Raw genomic sequence first — 21,462 nt, 5'->3', positions numbered from 1 at the left:
CATGGCCGGACAATGGTTCGAGACCGTCGCCATCGCGCAGGAACGCGCCAAACGGCGACTGCCCAAATCCGTCTATTCGTCCCTGATTTCCGCGAGCGAAAAAGGGGTCACGGTCGGCGACAATGTCGCGGCGTTCAGCGAACTCGGTTTCGCGCCCCACGTCGTCGGCGCCCAGGAAAAGCGTGACCTGTCGACCACCGTTATGGGTCAAGATATTTCACTGCCGGTGATCATTTCGCCCACCGGTGTCCAGGCGGTCGACCCCGACGGGGAAGTGGCCGTCGCGCGGGCCGCCGCGGCGCGCGGAACGGCGATGGGACTGTCTTCGTTCGCGAGCAAACCGATCGAGGAGGTCATCGCCGCCAACCCGAAGGTGTTCTTTCAGGTGTACTGGCTCGGTGGCCGGGACGCGATCGCCGAGCGGGTGGAACGGGCCCGCCAGGCCGGCGCGGTCGGTCTGATCGTCACCACCGACTGGACGTTCTCCCACGGCCGCGACTGGGGCAGCCCCCAGATCCCCGAGGAGATGAACCTGCGGACCATCCTGCGGCTGTCGCCGGAGGCGATCACGCGTCCGCGGTGGCTCTGGAAGTTCGGCAAAACCCTGCACCCGCCCGAGCTGCGGGTGCCCAACCAGGGTCGCCGCGGCGAGCCCGGCCCGCCGTTCTTCGCGGCCTACGGGGAGTGGATGGGCACGCCGCCCCCGACGTGGGAGGACATCGCCTGGCTGCGCGAACTGTGGGGTGGCCCGTTCATGCTGAAGGGCGTGATGCGCGTCGACGACGCGAAAAGGGCTGTGGACGCGGGGGTTTCGGCGATCTCGGTGTCCAACCACGGCGGCAACAACCTGGACGGCACGCCGGCGTCGATCCGGGCTCTGCCCGCGGTGGCCGCCGCGGTCGGCGATCAGGTTGAGGTGCTGCTCGACGGCGGCATCCGCCGCGGAAGCGACGTCGTCAAGGCGGTGGCGCTGGGCGCGCGCGCGGTGATGATCGGCCGGGCCTACCTGTGGGGCCTCGCGGCCGCCGGCCAAGCCGGCGTGGAGAACGTCCTCGACATCCTGCGCGGCGGCATCGACTCGGCGCTGATGGGGCTTGGCCACGGCGGCGTTCACGACCTCGGCCCGGATGACATCCTGGTGCCGCCCGGCTTCACCCGGGCGCTCGGTGTGCCGCCCGCCGGGGACGGCTGAGCAGCTAATACCGATATTCCGGGCAGATTTGTCCGGAATGATTGACGGCCCGCAAACCGTGGTACAAGCGTGGTGCCCGTGACGGACGAGCACAAATATCGAATGCCCGATGAACCACCCAGAAAAAAATAGTTTTCACCAGACAACAATTGGTGCACGCCAGGTGAATTCGTCCTACCATCACCGAGTGCCCGTACTCGGCGAATTAGCGGTGGCTACCTCGAGCCAGCTATCGGGCACTTCGCCGTCGATATTGATCCCGCTCGGGTCCACCGAACAGCACGGTCCGCACCTGCCGTTGGACACCGACACCCGCATCGCCACCGCGGTCGCGCGCGGCGCCCGCGCCGGCTTGCCGGGCGACTGGTGGGTGGCACCGGCCGTCGCCTACGGCGCCAGCGGCGAGCACCAGAGCTTCGCCGGAACGATCTCCATCGGTACCGAAGCCCTGACCGCGCTGCTGGTGGAGTACGGCCGGTCGGCCGCGGGCTGGGCCGGGCGCCTGGCCTTCGTCAACGGTCACGGCGGCAACACCGCCGCGCTGATCGCCGCCGTGACCCGGCTGCGGGCCGAGGGCCGCGACGCCGGCTGGTGCCCATGCCTGGCCGGCGGAGCCGACGCCCACGCCGGGCACACCGAAACCTCGCTGGTGCTGTACATCTCGCCCGAGGACGTGCTGACCGACCGGTGGCTGGCCGGCAACCGGGCGCCACTGCCCGAATTGCTGCCGTCGATGCGCCGCGGGGGAGTCGCCGCGGTCAGCCCGGTCGGCGTGCTGGGGGACCCGACCACCGCGACCGCCGCCGAGGGCAAGCGCATCCTCGACGAGATGGTGGACGGCTGTGTCCGTCGAGTGGCCCGCTGGTCGCCCGGGCGCGACGGAATGCTGACATGAGCGCACCCCGGCTGCCCGACGGCTTCGCCGTCCAGGTCGACCGCCGCGTCCGGGTGCTCGGCGACGGCTCGGCGCTGCTCGGTGGTTCGCCGACCCGGCTGCTGAAGCTGGCGCCCGCCGCACAGGACATGCTGTGCGACGGCCGGCTGAAGGTGCGCGACGACGTGAGCGCCCAGCTGGCCCGCACCCTGCTGGACGCCACGGTGGCGCATCCGCGGCCCGCTGGCGGCCCTTCGCACCACGACGTGACGGTCGTAATCCCGGTGCGGGACAACCTTTCCGGCGTGCGCCGCCTGGTGAGCTCGCTGCGCGGCCTGCGGGTCATCGTGGTGGACGACGGTTCCTTCCCGCCGATCGAGCCGGCCGACTTCGTCGGCGCGCACTGCGACGTCGAGGTGCTGCGGCACGCGCGCAGCAGGGGCCCGGCTGCCGCCCGCAACACCGGGCTGGCCGCCTGCACCACCGACTACGTCGCCTTCCTGGATTCCGACGTCGCGCCGCGCCGTGGGTGGCTGGAGGCGCTGCTCGGACATTTCTGCGACCCCACCGTCGCCCTGGTCGCGCCGCGCATCGTCGGTTTGTCGCACAGCGAGAACGTGGTGGCGCGGTACGAGGCGGTGCACTCCTCGCTCGATCTCGGCGAGCGGGAAGCGCCGGTGCTGCCCCACAGCACGGTGTCCTACGTGCCCAGCGCGGCGATCATCTGTCGCTGCGCGGCCCTGCGTGGGGTCGGCGGGTTCGACGAGACCCTGCAATCCGGCGAGGACGTCGACCTGTGCTGGCGGCTCATCGAGGCGGGCGCCCGGCTGCGTTACGAGCCCATCGCGCTGGTCGCCCACGACCACCGCACCGAACTGCGGGATTGGCTTGCGCGCAAGGCCTTCTACGGCGGCTCGGCGGCCCCGCTGTCCGTCCGTCACCCGGACAAGACGGCGCCGGTGGTGATCTCCGGCTGGGCGTTGATGACGTGGATCCTGATGGCGTTCGGGACCAGCCTGTCGCAGCTGGCGTCCGTCGTCGTCGCCGTCCTGACCGGTCGCCGGATCGCCAGGGCGATGCGGGGCGCCGAGACGTCGATCACCGACGTGGTGCTGATCGCGGGCCGGGGGCTGTGGTCCGCGGCGCTGCAGCTGGCGTCCGCCCTGTGCCGCCACTACTGGCCGCTCGCGCTGCTGGCCGCCATGGTGTCGCGACATTTCAGAAATGTCGTGCTGGTCGCGGCCGTCATGGACGGCGTGGTGGACTGGCTGCGCCGCCGCGACGCCGTCGGCGACGACGCCGAACCGATCGGCCTGCTGACCTACCTGTTGCTCAAGCGTGTCGACGACCTGGCATACGGGCTCGGACTGTGGTGGGGTGTGCTGCGGGAGCGCAACCTGCGCGCGCTGAAACCGCAGATTCGGAGCTAGCCGCCACCTTGATCCCGCACAGCGACGTGCTGATCGTCGGTGCCGGCAGCGCTGGATCGGTTGTTGCCGAACGTCTTTCCGTCGAGCCCCGCCGCTCGGTGACCGTGCTGGAGGCCGGGCCGGCCCTCGATGACCCCGGATTGCTCGCCCAGACGGCCAACGGATTGCAACTGCCGATCGGGGTGGGCAGCCCACTGGTGCGCCGCTACCAGACCGACCTCACCGACCGGCCCGTGCGCCGCCACCCGATCGTGCGCGGGGCCACGGTCGGCGGCTCGGGCGCGGTCAACGGCGGCTACTTCTGCCGCGGGCTGCCCCGCGACTTCGATCGACTGGGGCTGCCCGGCTGGGCCTTCGCCGATGTCCTCGCCAGTTTCCGCGCCATCGAGACCGACTTGGATTTCGGCGGCCCCGCCCACGGCGACAGCGGCCCCATTCGGGTTCGGCGCACCCATGAAATGACCGGGACCACAGAGCGTTTCATCGCCGCCGCGCGACGCGCCGGGTTCGCCTGGATCGAGGATTTGAACGACATTGGGCCCGAACCGGTTTCGGGAATGGGCGCCGTGCCGCTCAACATCGTCGACGGTGTGCGTACCGGATCGGGCGCCAGCTTTCTGCTTCCGGCCCTGAGCCGGCCGAACCTGACGCTGCACGCGCGGACGCGCGCGCAGCGGCTGCGATTCGCCGGGACGGCGGCCGTCGGTGTCGACGCGATCGGCCCGCACGGCCCGGTGACCGTCACCGCCGACCGGATCGTGTTGTGCGCCGGCGCCATCCAAACGGCGCAGCTGCTCATGCTCTCGGGCATCGGGCCGAGGGACGCGTTGCAGGCCGTCGGCGTGCCCGTGGTGGCCCCCCTGCCGGTTGGCGCATCGTTCAGCGATCACCCCGAATGGGTGTTGTCCACCGATTGGGCGGTGGCCCCCGGCCGGCCGGTGCTCGAGGTCGTCCTCAGCACCGCCGATGGCCTCGAGATCAGGCCCTACACGGGCGGATTCGTCGCCATGACCGGCGACGGCACCGCCGGCCACGCCGACTGGCCGCACATCGGCGTGGCGCTGATGCAGCCGCGGGCGCGCGGACGCATCACGCTGGCGTCGGCGGATCCCGACGCGGCGCCCCGCATCGAGCATCGGTATGACAGCGAGCCCGACGATGTCTCGGCACTGCGCCTCGGGGCGGAGATGGCCCGCGAATTGATCGGTGGGGCAACCGATATCGGCGCCCCGGTGTGGTCCACGTCGCAACACCTTTGCGGCACAACGCCGATGGGCCCCGACACCGACCCGAGGGCCGTCGTCGACCCGCGCTGCCGCGTGCACGGCATCGACAACCTGTGGGTGATCGACGGCTCGATCCTGCCCACCATCACCAGCCGCGGGCCGCACGCCACCATCGTGATGATCGGGCACCGGGCCGCGGAATTCGTTGATTGAGGTGGGGGCGGGCCCGGCGGTGAGGGCATGGGGCCCGCCCCCTGAGCGGTTGATGTTCATGCGGTCCACGTAGATGGCCACGACAAGTGGCTGTGCGCGCGCGGGTATGCGTCGCGCGAACGATGCGTCGCAATATTCGTGGACTGCACGACCGCCACCTCGCTTGTTCGACCTCCTTTCTCCTCGCCTGAAAAGAGTTCAGCGGCTTGGCATCACGCCCGCCGCGGAGGGGAACGCTCCCGCGCCCACACCAGGGAGACCGGCCAGCGAGTTCGGCGTCCGCGGGCGCGCGTCGAGAGCGCGGTGCCCGTCGGATCGGTGGACACGGTGGTTACCGCTCGGCGACGGCACCGCCGCGCCGAGGGCAATTCGCAGGTGGGGTGCCGGGCCGGCTCGCTCGCTCGCCGCAGGCGTATCCATTCGGCCTCCACGATCGCCGCCGCCTCGCTCAGCGCCGGGCAACCCGGCTCGACCACGGTCGTATCACCAATCAACACCACATCCACCTCGCGCTTACTTCAGAGATGACCTGTATCTGTCGATGTACATCCGGTGATACCAGAATCGGCGGCCGGTTTCAAGCACTCCCGGCGGCGGTGAGTCGGTTGAACCCGATGTCGGACAACGGCATTGGATTCGCTCCGAGCGGGTCAGCGGCGACGTCGGGCGAGCAGGCCGCGGACCGGCCGCAGCTGCCGGCCGTCGCGGCCGGGGGCCCAAATCCCGACCAGCATCGCGGCGACGGCGACGATCACGGCCATCGTGATCGTCGACGCGTGCAAGGCGGCCAGGAACGCGGTCTTGCTGGCCTCGGCGAGCTGGTGACCCTGGGGCCCCAGCCGGCCGGCGACCTCGACGGCCTTGGCCAGCGAATCGGTGGCGGGGCCGCGGACCGACTCGGGGAAATCCGCCAACTTCGGCGCGAGCTCGTGCGAATAGCGGCCGGCCAGAATGGAACCGGCCACCGCGATGCCCAGCGCGCCGCCCATCTCCCGGGAGGTGTCGTTCACCGCGGAGGCGACGCCCTGCTTCTCGTCGGACACCGCGCCCATGATCGCCGACGTCGTCGGTGCCGTGCAGATTCCGATGCCGGTGGCCAATATCAGTGTCGGCCAGGCGAATTCCAGATAGGAGGAGTGCAGATCCAGCCGGTACATGCAGGCGAAGCCGACCGCCATCAGCAGCGTGCCGATGAACAGCACAAGCCGCAGGCCGAGTTTGGGCACGTACCAGAACGACAGCGCCGAGAAAATGCCCAGCGGCACCATGAACGGGCCGAAGGAGATCGCCGTCGCCAAGGCCGAGTAGCCCATGATCTGCTGCACGTATTGCATGCCGATGTAGAAGAACCCGAACGTCGCGCCGAACAGGATGACGATCGCGGCGACGCCGGTGGCGAAATTGGGGTCGGCGAACAGCCGGACGTCCAGCAGCGGTTGGCGTCCGTGCCCGGCGAGCCGTAGCTCGGCGACGCCGAACGCCGCGGCGAGCGCCGCGCCCGCCGCGAGGCCGCCCCAGACCAGCGGGTCGCTCCAGCCGCGGGTCGGCGCCTCCAGGATCGCGGCCACGGCGATCGCCACGGCGGCGCCGATGAGGACCGCGCCCAGCGAATCGATCCGCGGCGCGCCGCTGTCCCGCGACGAGGAGACGGTGCACGCCAGCGCGAAGATCACCAGCCCGGCGGCACCCAGGGACCAGAAGATCGCGTGCCAATCCCAGAACCGCAGCAGCAGGCCCGAACCGATCATGCCGAGCACGCCGCCGGATCCGGCGGTGCCGGCCCAGATCCCGACCGCCTTGGTGCGGTCGTCCTTCGGGTAGGCGACGGTCAGCAGTGACAGCGTCGCCGGCATCACGAAGGCGGCACCGATCCCGGCCAGCGCCCGCCCGGCGATGATCTCCGCCGGGCTGTGCAGCATCGCGGGTGCCATCGAGCCGACCGAGAACACCACCAGCCCGATCAACAGCGCGCCCCGCCTGCCGTAGCGGTCACCGATCGCGCCCGCGGGCAACAGCAGGCACGCCAGGGCCACGGTGTAGCCGTCGACGACCCAGTTGAGCTGAGACTGGGTGGCGGAGGTGGCCACCGCCAGGTCCCCCAGCGCGGTATTCAACGCCGTCATCGACGCGACGACGAGCGCGACGCCCATGCACGCGACGGTCAGCGTCCAGTTCCGCGCTCGGGGGCTACCGCCGATGCTGACTCGATCAGTACGCTGGTCGGGCCGGGCCAGGGTTTCGACCATGATGCGCCTCCTCACGGTGGCGTTGGGAAGTTTCGAGACTACTGGTCTTGTAGGTAGACCGATAGTCTCGTTCCCAAACAGGGAGGTGGGTCACAATTACCGGCGGCACGACCGATCCCCGTCCAGCGCGCTCGCGGGCTCGTTTGCTCGAGGCCGCCACCACGCTGCTGCGATCCGGGGGCCCCAGCGCGGTGACCGTCGACGCGGTCACCCGTACCGCCAACGTGGCGAGGGCCACGCTGTATCGCCACTTCCCCAGCGGAAACGATCTGCTCGCAGCGGCTTTCAACACCCTCATCCCGGCGTCCCCGACTCCGCCCGCCGAGGGTTCGCTGCGGGATCGCCTGGTGGCGGTGGTCCTGGCCCAGGCCGAGTCGGTGGCTCAGGCGCCGGTGCTCATGACCGCCATGTCGTGGCTGGCGCTGGGTCGGGACCTGGACGAGATGCCCGAACCCCGCGACTCCGCCGTGAAGAGCACGGCGATCACGACGCTGCGTGAGCGCATCGCCCAGCAGTACGCCGCGCCGTTCGACGCCATCTTCGACAGCCCCGAGGCCGCCGAGCTGGGCGAGGTGGACCGGTCGCGGGCCATCGCGATGCTGATCGGGCCCATCGTGCTGGGCCGCCTGTCCACGCTTCCCGACTTCGATTACCGCGAGTGCGCGCTCGCCTCGGTCGACGGTTTCCTCTATGTTCAGCGCACACACAGCCGGGCGGCCGCGGCGAGCGTCGAACCGGCCGGTGCCTGAGGCCACCCGGGTGCCCTGAGACGCCGAAAGAACCAGGTCGGCGGCCTCCGCCCGGGATTTGGCCAATCCCATGATCTAGGGCATACTGTTCAGGTTGCCTTGGGCCAGGTTCGCGCCTGGTCGGGCATACGACCAGCGCCCACAACGGGCGCGTCCGGTCCCATCCTTGGAGCGCGACAATTTCGCCGCGGTCCAGGCTGCGTGAGGGTGACACACCCGACCGCGGGGGCCGGTGGACCACGACAGGTAAACAGCGGCGCAGTATCCGGCGCGACGCTCGATCGGCCACAGGTTGATCAGCGCGCTGGGAGCACCAGGTCCGGACACGGATTTTTGTAAGTGGAGTGAGGGTAGGAGAAGCGTGGCGGGACAGAAGATCCGCATCAGGCTCAAGGCCTACGACCATGAGGCCATCGACGCATCGGCGCGCAAAATCGTCGAGACCGTCGTCCGCACGGGTGCCAGTGTCGTAGGTCCGGTGCCGCTGCCGACTGAGAAGAACGTGTATTGCGTCATCCGCTCTCCGCATAAGTACAAGGACTCGCGGGAGCACTTCGAGATGCGTACTCACAAGCGGCTGATCGACATCCTCGACCCGACGCCGAAGACCGTCGACGCGCTGATGCGCATCGACCTTCCGGCCAGTGTCGACGTCAACATCCAGTAGGAGATCCAGAGCTCATGGCAAGAAAAGGCATTCTGGGTACCAAGCTGGGCATGACGCAGGTGTTCGACGAGAACAACCGGGTCGTCCCGGTGACGGTGGTCAAAGCAGGGCCCAATGTGGTCACCCGGATCCGCACACCCGAGCGCGACGGTTACAGCGCCGTGCAGCTGGCGTACGGGGAGATCAGCCCGCGCAAGGTGAACAAGCCGGTGACCGGGCAGTACAGCGCCGCGGGCGTCAACCCGCGCCGGCACCTCGCCGAGTTGCGGCTCGATGACGAGGCCGCCGCAAGCGAATACGAGGTCGGCCAGGAGCTGACGGCGGAGATCTTCGCCGACGGCGCCTACGTCGACGTGACCGGCACCTCCAAGGGGAAGGGCTTCGCCGGCACCATGAAGCGCCACGGCTTCCGCGGCCAGGGCGCCAGCCACGGTGCGCAGGCCGTCCACCGCCGGCCGGGTTCCATCGGTGGCTGCGCCACCCCCGCTCGGGTGTTCAAGGGCACCCGGATGGCGGGCCGGATGGGCAACGACCGGGTCACGGTGCAAAACCTGGTGGTGCACAAGGTCGATGCCGAGAACGGCGTGCTGTTGATCAAGGGCGCGGTCCCCGGCCGCACCGGTGGGCTCGTGGTGGTCCGCAGCGCGATCAAACGAGGTGAGAAGTAATGGCTGACTCGAGTGGCTCGAAGATCCTGAAGATCGACGTCAAGACGCCCGACGGCAAGGTCGAGGGCTCCGTCGAGTTGCCGGCCGAATTGTTCGACGCCCCGGCCAATATCGCGCTGATGCACCAGGTGGTGACCGCGCAGCGGGCGGCGGCGCGCCAGGGTACGCACTCGACGAAGACCCGCGGCGAGGTCAGCGGCGGTGGGCGGAAGCCGTACCGGCAGAAGGGAACCGGCCGCGCCCGTCAGGGTTCGACCCGGGCCCCGCAGTTCACCGGCGGTGGCGTCGTGCACGGCCCCAAGCCGCGCGACTACTCCCAGCGGACCCCGAAGAAGATGATCGTCGCGGCGTTGCGCGGCGCGTTGTCCGACCGGGCCCGCAACGGCCGGATCCACGCGGTCACCGAGCTGGTAACCGGCCAGACGCCGTCGACCAAGAGCGCCAAGGCGTTCCTGGGCACGCTGACCGATCGCAAGAAGGTGCTGATCGTGATCGGCCGCAGCGACGAGGCCGGCGCCAAGAGCGTGCGCAACCTGCCCGGCGTCCACATCCTGACGCCGGATCAGCTCAACACGTATGACGTGCTGCGCTCCGACGACGTGGTCTTCAGCGTCGAGGCCCTCAACGCCTACATCGGCGGCAACACGGCTAGCACCGAGGAGGTTTCGGCGTAGATGGCGACCATCACCGACCCCCGCGACATCATCCTGGCCCCGGTCATCTCCGAGAAGTCCTACGGGCTGCTGGATGAGAACGTGTACACCTTTGTGGTGCACCCCGATTCGAACAAGACGCAGATCAAGATCGCCATCGAGAAGATCTTCTCCGTCAAGGTCGCGTCGGTGAACACCGCGAACCGGCAGGGCAAGCGTAAGCGCACCAGGACCGGATACGGCAAGCGCAAGGGCACCAAGCGGGCCATCGTCACGCTGGCGCCGGGCAGTAAGCCGATCGACCTGTTCGGGGCCCCGGCCTAGTTAGAGGAAGACCTGATTAGACATGGCAATTCGTAAGTACAAGCCGACGAGCCCGGGCCGCCGTGGCTCCAGCGTGTCCGACTTCGCCGAGGTCACCCGGGCGGAGCCGGAGAAGTCGTTGGTGCGCCCGCTGCATGGCCACGGTGGCCGTAACGCGCACGGCCGCATCACCACCCGTCACAAGGGCGGCGGCCACAAGCGCGCCTACCGCGTGATCGACTTCCGTCGCAACGACAAGGACGGGGTCAACGCGAAGGTCGCGCACATCGAGTACGACCCCAACCGCACCGCCAACATCGCGCTGCTGCACTACCTGGACGGCGAGAAGCGTTACATCATCGCGCCGCAAGGCCTTTCGCAGGGTGACGTGGTCGAGTCGGGCGCGAACGCCGACATCAAGCCGGGCAACAACCTGCCGCTGCGCAACATCCCGGCCGGTACCGTGATCCACGCCGTGGAGCTGCGGCCGGGCGGTGGCGCCAAGCTGGCGCGGTCCGCCGGCTCGAGCATCCAGTTGCTCGGCAAGGAGGGCACCTACGCGTCGCTGCGTATGCCCAGCGGTGAGATCCGCCGCGTCGACGTGCGCTGCCGCGCCACGGTCGGCGAGGTGGGCAACGCCGAGCAGGCGAACATCAACTGGGGCAAGGCCGGCCGGATGCGGTGGAAGGGCAAGCGCCCCTCGGTCCGTGGTGTGGTCATGAACCCGGTGGACCACCCGCACGGTGGTGGTGAGGGTAAGACCTCCGGTGGCCGGCACCCGGTGAGCCCGTGGGGCAAGCCCGAGGGCCGCACCCGCCACCCGAACAAGGCCAGCAACAAACTCATCGTCCGGCGCCGGCGCACCGGCAAGAAGCACGGTCGCTAGGAACTCGAGGAGTAGCCAACCATGCCACGCAGCCTGAAGAAGGGCCCGTTCGTCGACGACCACCTGCTCAAGAAGGTGGACGCGCAGAACGAGAAGAACACCAAGCAGGTCATCAAGACCTGGTCCCGGCGTTCGACGATCATCCCGGACTTCATCGGCCACACCTTCGCCGTCCACGACGGGCGCAAGCACGTCCCGGTGTTCGTCACGGAGGCGATGGTCGGTCACAAGCTTGGTGAGTTCGCGCCGACGCGCACCTTCAAGGGACACATCAAGGACGACCGGAAGGCCAAACGGCGATGACCTCAACTGAATTCCCGTCGGCGGTCGCCAAGGCGCGGTTCGTGCGGGTCTCCCCGACGAAGGCGCGCCGGGTGATCGACCTGGTGCGCGGCCGGTCGGTGTCCGACGCGCTCGACATCCTGCGCTGGGCGCCCCAGGCCGCCAGCGAGCCGGTGGCCAAGGTGATCGCCAGCGCCGCCGCCAACGCGCAGAACAACAACGGGCTGGACCCGGCCACCCTGGTGGTTGCCACGGTCTACGCCGACGAGGGCCCGACCGCGAAGCGCATCCGCCCGCGCGCCCAGGGCCGGGCGTTCCGGATCCGCAAGCGCACCAGCCACATCACCGTGGTGGTGGAGAGCCGGCCGGCCAAGGACCAGCGCTCGGCGAAGTCGACGCGGGCCCGCCGCGCCGAGGCCAGCAAGGCCGCCGCGAAGGCGCCCGCCAAGAAGGCCGCGTCGAAGGCGCCGGCGAAGAAGGCACCCGCCAAGAAAGCCGCGGCGAAGTCCGCTCCGGCGAAGAAAACTACGTCTGAGACTTCTGAGGCGAAGGGAGGCTCAGACTAGTGGGCCAGAAGATCAACCCGCACGGCTTCCGGCTGGGCATCACCACGGACTGGAAGTCCCGCTGGTATGCCGACAAGCAGTACGCGGACTATGTCAAGGAAGACGTCGCGATCCGGCGGCTGCTGTCCACCGGTCTGGAGCGCGCCGGCATCGCCGACGTGGAGATCGAGCGCACCCGCGACCGGGTGCGGGTCGACATCCACACCGCGCGCCCCGGCATCGTGATCGGCCGCCGCGGCACCGAGGCCGACCGCATCCGCGCGGACCTGGAGAAGCTGACCGGCAAGCAGGTTCAGCTCAACATCCTCGAGGTCCGCAACCCCGAGTCGCAGGCCCAGCTGGTGGCGCAGGGCGTCGCCGAGCAGCTGAGCAACCGGGTGGCGTTCCGCCGTGCCATGCGTAAGGCCATCCAGTCGGCGATGCGCCAGCCCAACGTCAAGGGCATCCGGGTGCAGTGCTCGGGCCGCCTCGGCGGCGCGGAGATGAGCCGCTCGGAGTTCTACCGCGAGGGCCGAGTGCCGCTGCACACGCTGCGCGCCGACATCGACTACGGCCTGTACGAGGCCAAGACCACCTTCGGCCGGATCGGTGTGAAGGTGTGGATCTACAAGGGCGACATCGTCGGCGGGAAGCGGGAATTGGCCGCGGCCGCCCCGGCGGGCGCCGACCGCCCGCGCCGCGAGCGTCCGTCCGGCACCCGTCCCCGGCGCAGCGGTGCGTCGGGTACCACGGCGACCAGCACCGAGGCCGGCCGCGCCGCCGCGGGCGCCGAGGAGCAGGCCGCTGCGGCCGAGGCCCAGCCCGCCGAAGAACCGCAGAGCACGGAGAGCTGAATCATGTTGATTCCCCGCAGGGTTAAACACCGTAAGCAGCACCACCCCCGCCAGCGCGGCATCGCCAGCGGCGGCACGGCGGTGAACTTCGGTGACTACGGCATTCAGGCGCTCGAGCACGCCTACGTCACCAACCGGCAGATCGAGTCCGCCCGTATCGCCATCAACCGCCACATCAAGCGTGGTGGCAAGGTGTGGATCAACGTCTTCCCGGACCGTCCGCTGACCAAGAAGCCCGCCGAGACCCGCATGGGTTCGGGTAAGGGCTCCCCGGAATGGTGGGTGGTCAACGTCAAGCCGGGCCGCGTGCTGTTCGAGCTGAGCTACCCCAACGAGCAGGTGGCCCGGGCGGCCCTCACCCGTGCAATCCACAAGTTGCCGATCAAGGCACGCATCGTGACTCGAGAGGATCAGTTCTGATGGCAGTGGGAATTTCGCCTGGTGAACTGCGTGAGCTCACCGACGAGGAGCTGACCGAGCGTCTGCGCGAATCCAAGGAGGAGCTGTTCAACCTCCGCTTCCAGATGGCGACCGGGCAGCTGTCGAACAACCGCCGGCTGCGCACGGTGCGTCAGGAGATCGCGCGCGTCTACACGGTGTTGCGCGAACGAGAACTGGGCCTGGCTTCCGGGCCCGACGGTAAGGAATCGTGATGGCAGAAGCGAAGAAGGCGGCGCCGAAGGCTGCCGCGAAGGACGCCGGCTCGAAAGAGAAGGGCCCCAAGAACACTCCGGCCAACCCCAAGGTGCGTGGCCGGCGCAAGGTGCGCATCGGTTACGTGGTGAGTGACAAGATGCAGAAGACCATCGTCGTCGAGCTCGAAGACCGCGTGCGTCACCCGCTGTACGGAAAGATCATCCGTACCACCAAGAAGGTGAAGGCGCACGACGAGAACAGCACCGCCGGCATCGGCGACCGCGTCTCGCTGATGGAGACGCGCCCGACCTCGGCCACCAAACGGTGGCGGCTCGTCGAAATCCTGGAGAAGGCCAAGTAGCCGCGAAGCGACATCGAAACGCCCGGGTCCCGGTGGTCCCGGGCGTTTTGCTTTGCGGGGGGCGGCGGTCGGCGAAAAGCGATCGGAATTTTCGCCGCCGCGTTACTCTCGGCGCATGTCGCCTGACTCCCGCACCTTCGAGGGCAAGATCGAGCTGGATATCCGGGATTCCGAGCCGGACTGGGGCCCGTACGCCGCGCCGACGGCACCCGAGAACTCGCCCAACATCCTGTACTTGGTCTGGGACGACACCGGCATCGCGACCTGGGATTGTTTCGGCGGCCTGGTCGAGATGCCCGCGATGACCCGCATCGCCGAGCGGGGCGTCCGGCTGTCGCAGTTCCACACCACCGCGCTGTGCTCGCCGACCCGCGCGTCGCTGCTCACCGGCCGCAACGCCACCACGGTCGGCATGGCCACCATCGAAGAATTCACCGACGCGTTCCCCAACGCCAACGGCCGCATCCCGTTCGACACCGCGTTGCTCTCCGAGGTGCTCGCCGAGCGCGGCTACAACACGTACTGCGTCGGCAAGTGGCACCTGACGCCGCTCGAGGAGTCCAATCTGGCGTCGACGAAACGGCATTGGCCGACCTCGCGCGGCTTCGAGCGGTTCTACGGATTCATGGGCGGCGAGACCGACCAGTGGTATCCCGACCTGGTCTACGACAACCATCCGGTCAACCCGCCGGGCACACCGGAGGACGGCTACCACCTCTCGAAGGACCTGGCCGACAAGACCATCGAGTTCATCCGCGATGCCAAGGTGATCGCGCCGGACAAGCCGTGGTTCAGCTATGTGTGTCCGGGCGCCGGGCACGCGCCGCACCACGTCTTCTCCGAGTGGGCGGACCGCTACGCCGGCCGCTTCGACATGGGCTACGAACGGTACCGCGAGATCGTGCTGGAGAACCAGAAGTCGATGGGCATCGTGCCGCCCGACACCGAGCTGTCGCCGGTCAACCCGTATGCGGACGTGACCGGGCCGCAGGGGGAGCCGTGGCCGCTGCAGGACACGGTGCGGCCGTGGGACTCGCTGAACCCCGACGAGAAGAGGCTGTTCGCCCGCATGGCGGAGGTGTTCGCCGGCTTCCTGAGCTACACCGACGCCCAAATCGGCCGGATACTGGACTATTTGGAGGAATCCGGTCAGCTCGACAACACCATCATCGTGGTGATCTCCGACAACGGCGCCAGCGGCGAGGGCGGTCCCAACGGGTCGGTGAACGAGGGCAAGTTCTTCAACGGCTACATCGACACCGTCGAAGAAAGCATGAAGCTGTTCGACCACTTGGGCGGACCCGAGACCTACAACCATTACCCCATCGGCTGGGCGATGGCCTTCAACACCCCGTACAAGCTGTACAAGCGGTACGCCTCGCACGAGGGCGGCATTGCCGACACGGCCATCATCTCCTGGCCCAATGGTGTTGCGGCACATGGGGAAATTCGCGATCACTACGTCAACGTCTGTGACGTCACGCCGACCGTCTACGACCTGCTCGGCATGACGCCGCCCGAAACCGTCAGGGGGATTGCGCAGAAGCCGTTGGACGGCGTGAGTTTCAAAGCGGCCCTTGCTGATCCGGCCGCCGACACCGGGAAGCAGACCCAGTTCTACTCCATGCTCGGCACCCGTGGCATCTGGCATCGTGGCTGGTTCGCCAACACCGTCCACGCGGCGACGCCGGCCGGCTGGTCGCATTTCGACGCCGACCGTTGGGAGTTGTTCCACATCGAGGCCGACCGCAGCCAGTGCCACGACCTGGCCGCCGAGCACCCGGACAAATTGGAAGAACTCAAGGCGCTGTGGTTCTCCGAGGCCGCCAAATACAACGGGCTGCCGCTCTCGGACCTCAACATCATCGAGACGATGACGCGGCCCCGCCCGTACCTCGGCGGCAACCGCTCCAGCTACGTCTACTATCCGGACTGCGCGGACGTGGGCATCGGCGCCGCCGCCGAGATTCAGGGCCGGTCGTTCTCGCTGGTCGCCGAGGTCACCATCGATACCACCGGCGCGGAGGGCGTGCTGTTCAAGCAGGGCGGCGCGCACGGCGGGCACGTGCTGTTCATCCAGGACGGGCGGCTGCACTACGTCTACAACTTCCTGGGTGAGCGCCAGCAGGTGGTGTCCTCGTCGGGCGCGGTGCCGCTGGGCAAACACCTGCTCGGCGCGAGTTATTCGCGGACCGGCACCGTAGCCAACAGCCACACGCCGCTCGGCGATGTCACGTTGTTCATCGACGACGAGGTGGTCGGCACGCTGGCCGATGTGCAAACCCATCCCGGAACGTTCGGGCTCGCGGGCGCGGGAATCACCGTCGGGCGCAACGGCGGCTCAGCGGTATGCAGCCGCTACAAGGCCCCGTTCTCGTTCACCGGGGGCATCGTCGCGCAGGTCACCGTCGACCTGTCCGGCCGCCCCTACGTCGACGTGGAAACCGAGATTGCGCTTGCCTTTTCGCGCGACTGAAGTCGCGGCGCTGTTGGCGTTGGCGGTTCTCGCGGTGGGCTGTGAGAAGACCACCGCCGGCACGGCCACGGGCGGGGGCTCATCGTCGACGGTCGCCACGACCTCGACGACGCGGGTGCCCGACCCGGCCGCGCCGGTGCCCGGCGTCGAAACCACGCTGCCCGACCACATTCCGCCCAATGCGCTGGTGTGTTTCCCACCGCCGCCCGCCACCGGGTCGATGACCAAGGCGTCGGTCGCGGATCCGGCGGCGCCGGTGCTGACGGTCCCGCTGCCGGACGGCTGGCCGACGACCCCGGGCACCGGTGACGTCGCATTGACGGCGACCGGCCCCGACGGCATGTCGGCGCGGGTCAGCATCGCCCGCACGGACCTCGATCCCGGCGGGGCGTTCCTGCGCTACGCCACCGACTTGCGAACGGCCAGGCCGGGAATCAACGTCACCGTCACCGCCGCCCAGTTCTGCGGTTACAGCAGCCAGCTGCTCAGCGGCACCGGAGGCGGCGCCGGTGCAAACGACATCGCCGACCGGATCACCCATGTCTGGACGAACACCCAGACGTATTTGGTCGTCGTCCATCTGGAGGGGCCCGGCAAAGCGCCCGGCTTCGACGCGGCCAAATCCACCGTGATGCAGCAATTCGCGGTCATCATTCCCTGAAACTTGTCGTTTGCCCTGCTAGCATCTGGCCCGTGATGCCTCAATGACCGCCGGGCCTCCGGCGCCGCCCGCACCGCCAGCGCCGACCGGCTCCAGGGGCCGGCAAATCGCGATCGCCTTCGGCATCGTCGTCGCCGTCATCGTCATCTATGTGCTGTCGCTGATCGCCGTGCATCTGCTGGCCAAATCGGCGCCAGCCCTGCCGCCGGTGGATTTCAGCAAGCTCGAGGCCGAGGACAGCATCGTGCAGGTGCACCTCGAGAAGCTGGACACCGTCGCGAACCGGCTGACGGTGAACGTGCTTGTCTACCCGAAGGATTCGCTGTACGACAAGAACTTCGGTGTGCTGACCACCGACGCGGCGGTGCGGCTCTATCCGGAGAACGATCTGGGCGACTTGCAGTACCCGGTGGGGAAGGCGCCCGCGCAAGTCAGCACCGGGCTGGTCGCCCACGGCGATCCCGGTAACTGGCCATTCGACTCGTACAAGACGGAAGTCATCGCGGCCGACGTGTTCACCGGCACCGGTCAGAACCGCGAAAAGGTGCCCGCCCGTGTGGAAGTCACCGGAAAGCTGGACGGCTGGGACGCCACGGTGACGCGCGTCCACGACCCCGAAGACGCCAACCCCGACGTCCAGGACAACGTGATCATCACGTTGGAGAGGTCCAAGGGCCCGCTGATTTTCGACGTCGGCATCTGCCTGGTCCTGATCGCGTTGCCGGTGCTGGCGCTGTGGGTGGCGATCCCGATGGCGTTGGGCCGGACGACCTTCTTGCCGCCGCTGGGAACGTGGTTCGCGGCGTTGCTGTTCGCCGTCGTCCCGCTGCGCAACTTCCTGCCCGGATCCCCACCGCCGGGGTCGTGGATCGACCAGGCCATCGTGCTATGGGTGCTGATCGGGTTGGTTACCGCGATGTCCCTGTTCATCGTCGCCTGGTGGCGATCCCGCGAGCGGAAGAAGCCGACTTAGGCTCGGATCACTCGGAATTCGGCGCGTCGACGGAGCTGATCGCGTCGACGGCGCTCGAGACCCGGGACTGGAAGTCGGGCGACAGCGGGATGTAGCCGCTCTTCGCCAGCTCGACCTGCCCGGGCCCGATCGCCGCCTGGAGGAACGCCTTGACCGCCTTGGCCACGTCCAGGGTGGGGTATTTGGAGCAGACGATCTCGTAGGTGGCCAGCACGATCGGGTAGACGTCGGGCTGGGCGGGGTTGTAGAACGACGAGATGTCGAGCACCAGGTCGTTGCCGCTGCCGATGATCTTGGCGCCGGTGATGGTCTTGCCGACCGTGTCGGTGCCGATGCGCACCGGCCGCAACGACCTGCGGCTCGCCGGGGTTTTGATCTCGGCGGCGTAAAGCCCTTGCTGCAGTGCGAAAGACAGCTCGTTGTAGCTGATCGCGCCCTCGGTGGATTTCACCAGCGCCGCGGTGCCGTTGTTGCCCTGCGCGCCGGTGCCGACGCCGCCGTTGAAGGCCTTGCCGGTGCCCTTGTTCCAGGCCCCGCCGGACGCCGCCTGCAGGTAGGACTGGAAGTTGTCGGTGGTCCCGGACGCGTCGCTGCGATAGATGACGCGGATGTCCTCGGCCGGCATGGACGCGTTGAGCGCCGTGAGGGCCGGGTCATCCCAGCGCGTGATGGTGCCGTCGAAGATCTTGGCGATCGTCGACGCGTCGAGCACCAGCGAGTCGACCGAGCCCAGGTTGTACGTGATGGCCAGCGGGCCGAACACGACGGGCAGGTTCCAGGCGTCGGCGCCACCGCAGCGTTGTTTGGCCGCCGCGTACTGGTTTCCGGACAGGGGCGTGTCCGACCCGCCGAAATCCGTTTTGCCGGCGAGGAAGTCGCTGATCCCGGCGCCCGACCCGTTGGCCGTGTAGTTGAGGGTCTGCCCGGCGCACACCTTGCCGTAGGCCGCGACGAACTTTGTCATCGCGTTGGCCTGTGCGGTCGAGCCGCTGGCCGTCAGGGTTTGCTTGCCGCCGCAGTCCACCTTGGCGCCGGCGGCGTAGGCCAACGTCGGGTGTGGGTCGGCGCTGCATGCTGAGACGGCCACTGCCGCCGCAGCGAGCAGGCTGATGGCGGCCGCCGGTGGGGTGCGCTTCACGTTGGTTGGCTCCTGGGGACTCCGGATCGGGCCCGAACGGGCGACGACGCATCTGACGCCCGGCGGCGACGGCGAGCACTGGGGCGACTTGCCCCGTTTCGACACACGTCGAGACTTACCGCGATCCCGCCCGCCAAGCAAACAAACATCAGGTGAACGGGCCACCCCGGCCCGTGACTGCCCACGGCCGCTGCCGGTGCCGGTGAAGCACTTGGAGGTGGATTCGCTGGCGCGAAGGTCCCGTGCCCGGCCGAGCGGATAAATCGGCTGATCCACTCGATAATTGGGATTTGTCACCGGGAAGTGCAAAGTTCGCTACGATCTCTCTCGTGTCGCCTCAGGGCGGTGCATCGATCAATCTCTAACAAGGAGAATGATGGCCAGTCACGCGTCTCCGCCCCAGCAACAGCCCGTCGCGCCAGCAACCCCACCCCCCGCCGCCACGGCGACGGCGCCGTCCGCGGCGCCGGAGCGGAAGCCCAAGCGGCGCCTGATCGTCGGCATCGGCGCCCTGCTGGGCTTCGTGGTGCTCTACGTGTTATCGCTGTTCGGCTTCCACCTGCTGGCCAGGTCCGGGGAGGCTCTGAAACCGCCGGACCTGAACGCAACCAGCGACACGGTGGTGCTGGTCCGACTCGAGAAGCTGGACACCATCGCCAATCGCCTGACGGTGAAAGTGCTTGTCATTCCCGAAGATTCGATGTTCGACAAACGACTGGACGTGTTGAAGACCGACACCGCCGTCCGCATGGATCCGCCCAACGACCTGGGCGACCTGCAATACCCGGCGGGGAAGTCGCCGGCGCAGGTCGCCACTACGATCGAGGCGCACGGTGACCCCAACAACTGGCCGTTCGACTCCTACCGCACCGACACCCTCTCGGCGGATGTCCTCGTCGGCCAGGGCGACGCCCGGCAGTACATCCCGGCCCGGGTCGAGGTCGCGGGCGCGTTGGACGGCTGGGACGTGAGCGTCCAGCGCGTCGGCGAAGCCAGCCAGGAATCGGACCGGCCGGACAACGTGGTCATCACGCTGCACCGGGCCAAGGGTCCGCTGATCTTCGATCTCGGCATCTGCCTGGTCCTCTTCGCGCTGCCCGCGTTGGCGTTCGCGGTGGCCATCCAGATCGCGTTGGGCAGGCGCAAATTCGTGCCGCCGTTCGTGACGTGGTTCGCCGCGATGCTGTTCGCGGTCATACCCATCCGCAACTTCCTTCCCGGGTCGCCGCCGCCCGGGGCGTGGATCGACCAGGCGCTGGTGATCTGGGTGCTGCTCGCGCTGGTCGGGGCGATGGGGCTGTACATGCTCACGTGGTACCGCCAGTCCGACTGAGGCTCGTACCCTGAAAGGGTGCTCACCGAGCTGGTCGACCTACCCGGCGGATCGTTTCGCATGGGCTCGACCAGCTTCTACCCCGAAGAGGCGCCCATCCACACGGTGACCGTCGCGGCGTTCGCGGTGGAGCGGCACCCCGTGACCAACGAGCAGTTCGCCGAATTCGTCTCGGCCACAGGGTATGTGACCGTGGCCGAGCAGCCGATCGACCCGGCGCTGTACCCCGGCGCCAACCCGGCCGACCTGTGTCCCGGTGCCATGGTGTTCCGCCCCACGCCGGGCCCGGTCGACCTGCGGGACTGGCGGCAATGGTGGGAATGGGTGCCGGGCGCGAATTGGCGGCATCCGTTCGGCCCGGACAGCGACATCGCGGACCGGCCCGATCACCCGGTGGTGCAGGTGGCCTACCCCGACGCCGCCGCCTACGCGCGCTGGGCCGGCCGGCGGCTGCCGACCGAGGCCGAGTGGGAGTACGCGGCCCGTGGCGGAAGTGCCGACACGTACGCGTGGGGGGAGGAGCCGACCCCCTCCGGTCGACTAATGGCCAACACCTGGCAGGGCCGGTTCCCGTATCGCAACGACGGCGCCCTCGGCTGGGTGGGCACGTCGCCCGTCGGCACCTTTCCGCCCAACGGATTCGGCCTGCTCGACATGATCGGCAACGTCTGGGAATGGACCGCGACGGAGTTCTCCGCGCACCACCGGATCGGCGGACCCCCCAAATCCTGTTGCGCCCCGACGGGGCCGGCGGACCCCGGTGTCAGCCAGACCCTGAAGGGCGGATCGCACCTGTGCGCGCCGGAGTACTGCCACCGGTATCGCCCGGCCGCCCGATCGCCCCAGTCGCAGGACAGCGCGACCACCCACATCGGGTTTCGCTGCGTCGCGCAGCAAACGGACCCCGGTCGCGGCGACGCCGCCCAACGCTGAAGCGACGAACGGGTTGCCGCCGCATGGACGGCGGGTGACGAGGCGTTCGTCGGCGCGCACGGTGAGCACGAGTTCGCTAGCATCTGACCACGTGTGGCCCTCGACCAGCCCCGGATCACCCGTGGGTTGCCCATGACCGCCGCCGCCGCCGCGGCATCGGCCC

24 protein-coding genes are annotated in these 21,462 nt (G+C 68.6%); 21 read left to right on the top strand and 3 right to left on the bottom strand.

The window, feature by feature from the left end:
- Position 1: 1 nt before the first annotated feature.
- The 4 genes from mftD to mftG all read left to right on the top strand — a co-directional run bounded on the left by mftD (position 2) and on the right by mftG (position 4,935).
- Positions 2–1,192, top strand: a complete 1,191-nt coding sequence (gene mftD, locus A5681_RS13045) for a pre-mycofactocin synthase MftD (protein ID WP_067274884.1) — start codon at positions 2–4, stop codon at positions 1,190–1,192.
- Between the two features lie 163 nt (positions 1,193–1,355).
- Positions 1,356–2,087, top strand: a complete 732-nt coding sequence (gene mftE, locus A5681_RS13040) for a mycofactocin biosynthesis peptidyl-dipeptidase MftE (protein WP_067274880.1) — start codon at positions 1,356–1,358, stop codon at positions 2,085–2,087.
- Positions 2,084–3,496, top strand: coding sequence for a mycofactocin biosynthesis glycosyltransferase MftF (gene mftF / locus A5681_RS13035; protein ID WP_067274877.1), 1,413 nt, complete (start codon positions 2,084–2,086; stop codon positions 3,494–3,496). The genes mftE and mftF overlap by 4 nt, the downstream gene beginning before the upstream one ends.
- Positions 3,497–3,504: 8 nt before the next feature.
- Positions 3,505–4,935: a mycofactocin system GMC family oxidoreductase MftG gene (gene mftG / locus A5681_RS13030; RefSeq protein WP_197498594.1), complete on the top strand. Its 1,431-nt coding sequence runs from the start codon at positions 3,505–3,507 to the stop codon at positions 4,933–4,935.
- Positions 4,936–5,147: 212 nt separating this feature from the next.
- On the opposite strand, the gene A5681_RS27115 is transcribed toward mftG, so the two are convergent.
- Positions 5,148–5,432: a hypothetical protein gene (locus A5681_RS27115; protein ID WP_156737964.1), complete on the bottom strand. Its 285-nt coding sequence runs from the start codon at positions 5,430–5,432 to the stop codon at positions 5,148–5,150.
- A gap of 153 nt (positions 5,433–5,585) precedes the next feature.
- Positions 5,586–7,181 (bottom strand): MFS transporter, encoded by a 1,596-nt coding sequence (locus tag A5681_RS13025; RefSeq protein WP_067274874.1) that lies wholly within the window; start codon positions 7,179–7,181, stop codon positions 5,586–5,588.
- A 143-nt stretch (positions 7,182–7,324) separates the two neighbouring features.
- On the opposite strand from A5681_RS13025, the gene A5681_RS13020 reads away from it, so the two are divergent.
- The 15 genes from A5681_RS13020 to A5681_RS12950 all read left to right on the top strand — a co-directional run bounded on the left by A5681_RS13020 (position 7,325) and on the right by A5681_RS12950 (position 17,895).
- Positions 7,325–7,930, top strand: coding sequence for a TetR/AcrR family transcriptional regulator (locus tag A5681_RS13020; protein ID WP_269454956.1), 606 nt, complete (start codon positions 7,325–7,327; stop codon positions 7,928–7,930).
- Positions 7,931–8,291: 361 nt separating this feature from the next.
- Positions 8,292–8,597, top strand: a complete 306-nt coding sequence (gene rpsJ, locus A5681_RS13015) for a 30S ribosomal protein S10 (protein WP_003873519.1) — start codon at positions 8,292–8,294, stop codon at positions 8,595–8,597.
- A gap of 14 nt (positions 8,598–8,611) precedes the next feature.
- On the top strand, positions 8,612–9,265 hold the full coding sequence (gene rplC, locus A5681_RS13010; RefSeq protein ID WP_067274868.1) for a 50S ribosomal protein L3: 654 nt from the start codon (positions 8,612–8,614) through the stop codon (positions 9,263–9,265).
- A complete protein-coding gene (gene rplD / locus A5681_RS13005) occupies positions 9,265–9,939 on the top strand; it encodes a 50S ribosomal protein L4 (protein WP_067274864.1) in 675 nt (224 codons plus the stop codon). Before rplC ends, rplD begins: the two co-directional genes overlap by 1 nt.
- On the top strand, positions 9,940–10,242 hold the full coding sequence (gene rplW / locus A5681_RS13000) for a 50S ribosomal protein L23 (protein WP_046183668.1): 303 nt from the start codon (positions 9,940–9,942) through the stop codon (positions 10,240–10,242).
- A 22-nt stretch (positions 10,243–10,264) separates the two neighbouring features.
- Complete coding sequence (gene rplB, locus A5681_RS12995) at positions 10,265–11,107, top strand: 50S ribosomal protein L2 (protein ID WP_067274860.1); 843 nt, start codon at positions 10,265–10,267, stop codon at positions 11,105–11,107.
- A 21-nt stretch (positions 11,108–11,128) separates the two neighbouring features.
- A complete protein-coding gene (rpsS, locus tag A5681_RS12990) occupies positions 11,129–11,410 on the top strand; it encodes a 30S ribosomal protein S19 (RefSeq protein ID WP_007167837.1) in 282 nt (93 codons plus the stop codon).
- On the top strand, positions 11,407–11,955 hold the full coding sequence (gene rplV, locus A5681_RS12985; RefSeq protein ID WP_067274857.1) for a 50S ribosomal protein L22: 549 nt from the start codon (positions 11,407–11,409) through the stop codon (positions 11,953–11,955). Before rpsS ends, rplV begins: the two co-directional genes overlap by 4 nt.
- On the top strand, positions 11,955–12,788 hold the full coding sequence (gene rpsC / locus A5681_RS12980; RefSeq protein ID WP_067274853.1) for a 30S ribosomal protein S3: 834 nt from the start codon (positions 11,955–11,957) through the stop codon (positions 12,786–12,788). The genes rplV and rpsC overlap by 1 nt, the downstream gene beginning before the upstream one ends.
- A 3-nt stretch (positions 12,789–12,791) precedes the next feature.
- The gene (gene rplP / locus A5681_RS12975) at positions 12,792–13,208 is read left to right on the top strand and encodes a 50S ribosomal protein L16 (RefSeq protein ID WP_007167840.1); all 417 of its coding nucleotides are present in this window, start codon (positions 12,792–12,794) and stop codon (positions 13,206–13,208) included.
- The gene (rpmC, locus tag A5681_RS12970) at positions 13,208–13,441 is read left to right on the top strand and encodes a 50S ribosomal protein L29 (RefSeq protein ID WP_067274850.1); all 234 of its coding nucleotides are present in this window, start codon (positions 13,208–13,210) and stop codon (positions 13,439–13,441) included. The genes rplP and rpmC overlap by 1 nt, the downstream gene beginning before the upstream one ends.
- A complete protein-coding gene (gene rpsQ, locus A5681_RS12965; protein ID WP_067274845.1) occupies positions 13,441–13,785 on the top strand; it encodes a 30S ribosomal protein S17 in 345 nt (114 codons plus the stop codon). The genes rpmC and rpsQ overlap by 1 nt, the downstream gene beginning before the upstream one ends.
- Before the next feature lie 115 nt (positions 13,786–13,900).
- The gene (locus tag A5681_RS12960; RefSeq protein WP_067274843.1) at positions 13,901–16,261 is read left to right on the top strand and encodes an arylsulfatase; all 2,361 of its coding nucleotides are present in this window, start codon (positions 13,901–13,903) and stop codon (positions 16,259–16,261) included.
- Positions 16,242–16,922: a hypothetical protein gene (locus tag A5681_RS27705; RefSeq protein WP_231996302.1), complete on the top strand. Its 681-nt coding sequence runs from the start codon at positions 16,242–16,244 to the stop codon at positions 16,920–16,922. Before A5681_RS12960 ends, A5681_RS27705 begins: the two co-directional genes overlap by 20 nt.
- Before the next feature lie 43 nt (positions 16,923–16,965).
- Complete coding sequence (locus A5681_RS12950) at positions 16,966–17,895, top strand: DUF4436 domain-containing protein (protein WP_067274839.1); 930 nt, start codon at positions 16,966–16,968, stop codon at positions 17,893–17,895.
- Between the two features lie 7 nt (positions 17,896–17,902).
- Here the strand turns inward: A5681_RS12950 and pstS are convergent, their stop codons facing one another.
- Complete coding sequence (gene pstS, locus A5681_RS12945) at positions 17,903–19,033, bottom strand: phosphate ABC transporter substrate-binding protein PstS (RefSeq protein ID WP_067274836.1); 1,131 nt, start codon at positions 19,031–19,033, stop codon at positions 17,903–17,905.
- A gap of 376 nt (positions 19,034–19,409) precedes the next feature.
- Here pstS and A5681_RS12940 point away from each other — a divergent pair, with 376 nt between their 5' ends.
- Entirely contained in the window at positions 19,410–20,366 is a 957-nt protein-coding gene (locus A5681_RS12940) for a DUF4436 domain-containing protein (RefSeq protein WP_067275248.1), read from the top strand.
- A gap of 18 nt (positions 20,367–20,384) precedes the next feature.
- Complete coding sequence (locus A5681_RS12935) at positions 20,385–21,299, top strand: formylglycine-generating enzyme family protein (protein WP_067274834.1); 915 nt, start codon at positions 20,385–20,387, stop codon at positions 21,297–21,299.
- Positions 21,300–21,462 lie beyond the last annotated feature (163 nt).

The organism is Mycobacterium scrofulaceum, assembly GCF_001667885.1.
Lineage (GTDB): Bacteria > Actinomycetota > Actinomycetes > Mycobacteriales > Mycobacteriaceae > Mycobacterium > Mycobacterium scrofulaceum_C.
Note: the sequence above shows the minus strand (reverse complement) of the source record. Positions and strands in the feature narration are given on the sequence as shown.

Excerpts from the sequence above, each read along its gene's own strand:
- mftD (WP_067274884.1), top strand. The coding sequence starts at position 2 with ATGGCCGGACAATGGTTCGAGACCGTCGCCATCGCGCAGGAACGCGCC.
- mftF (WP_067274877.1), top strand. The coding sequence starts at position 2,084 with ATGAGCGCACCCCGGCTGCCCGACGGCTTCGCCGTCCAGGTCGACCGC.
- A5681_RS13025 (WP_067274874.1), bottom strand. The coding sequence starts at position 7,181 with ATGGTCGAAACCCTGGCCCGGCCCGACCAGCGTACTGATCGAGTCAGC.
- rplC (WP_067274868.1), top strand. The coding sequence starts at position 8,612 with ATGGCAAGAAAAGGCATTCTGGGTACCAAGCTGGGCATGACGCAGGTG.
- rplD (WP_067274864.1), top strand. The coding sequence starts at position 9,265 with ATGGCTGACTCGAGTGGCTCGAAGATCCTGAAGATCGACGTCAAGACG.
- rplW (WP_046183668.1), top strand. The coding sequence starts at position 9,940 with ATGGCGACCATCACCGACCCCCGCGACATCATCCTGGCCCCGGTCATC.
- rplB (WP_067274860.1), top strand. The coding sequence starts at position 10,265 with ATGGCAATTCGTAAGTACAAGCCGACGAGCCCGGGCCGCCGTGGCTCC.
- rpsS (WP_007167837.1), top strand. The coding sequence starts at position 11,129 with ATGCCACGCAGCCTGAAGAAGGGCCCGTTCGTCGACGACCACCTGCTC.
- rplV (WP_067274857.1), top strand. The coding sequence starts at position 11,407 with ATGACCTCAACTGAATTCCCGTCGGCGGTCGCCAAGGCGCGGTTCGTG.
- rplP (WP_007167840.1), top strand. The coding sequence starts at position 12,792 with ATGTTGATTCCCCGCAGGGTTAAACACCGTAAGCAGCACCACCCCCGC.
- rpmC (WP_067274850.1), top strand. The coding sequence starts at position 13,208 with ATGGCAGTGGGAATTTCGCCTGGTGAACTGCGTGAGCTCACCGACGAG.
- rpsQ (WP_067274845.1), top strand. The coding sequence starts at position 13,441 with ATGGCAGAAGCGAAGAAGGCGGCGCCGAAGGCTGCCGCGAAGGACGCC.
- A5681_RS12960 (WP_067274843.1), top strand. The coding sequence starts at position 13,901 with ATGTCGCCTGACTCCCGCACCTTCGAGGGCAAGATCGAGCTGGATATC.
- A5681_RS12950 (WP_067274839.1), top strand. The coding sequence starts at position 16,966 with ATGACCGCCGGGCCTCCGGCGCCGCCCGCACCGCCAGCGCCGACCGGC.
- A5681_RS12940 (WP_067275248.1), top strand. The coding sequence starts at position 19,410 with ATGGCCAGTCACGCGTCTCCGCCCCAGCAACAGCCCGTCGCGCCAGCA.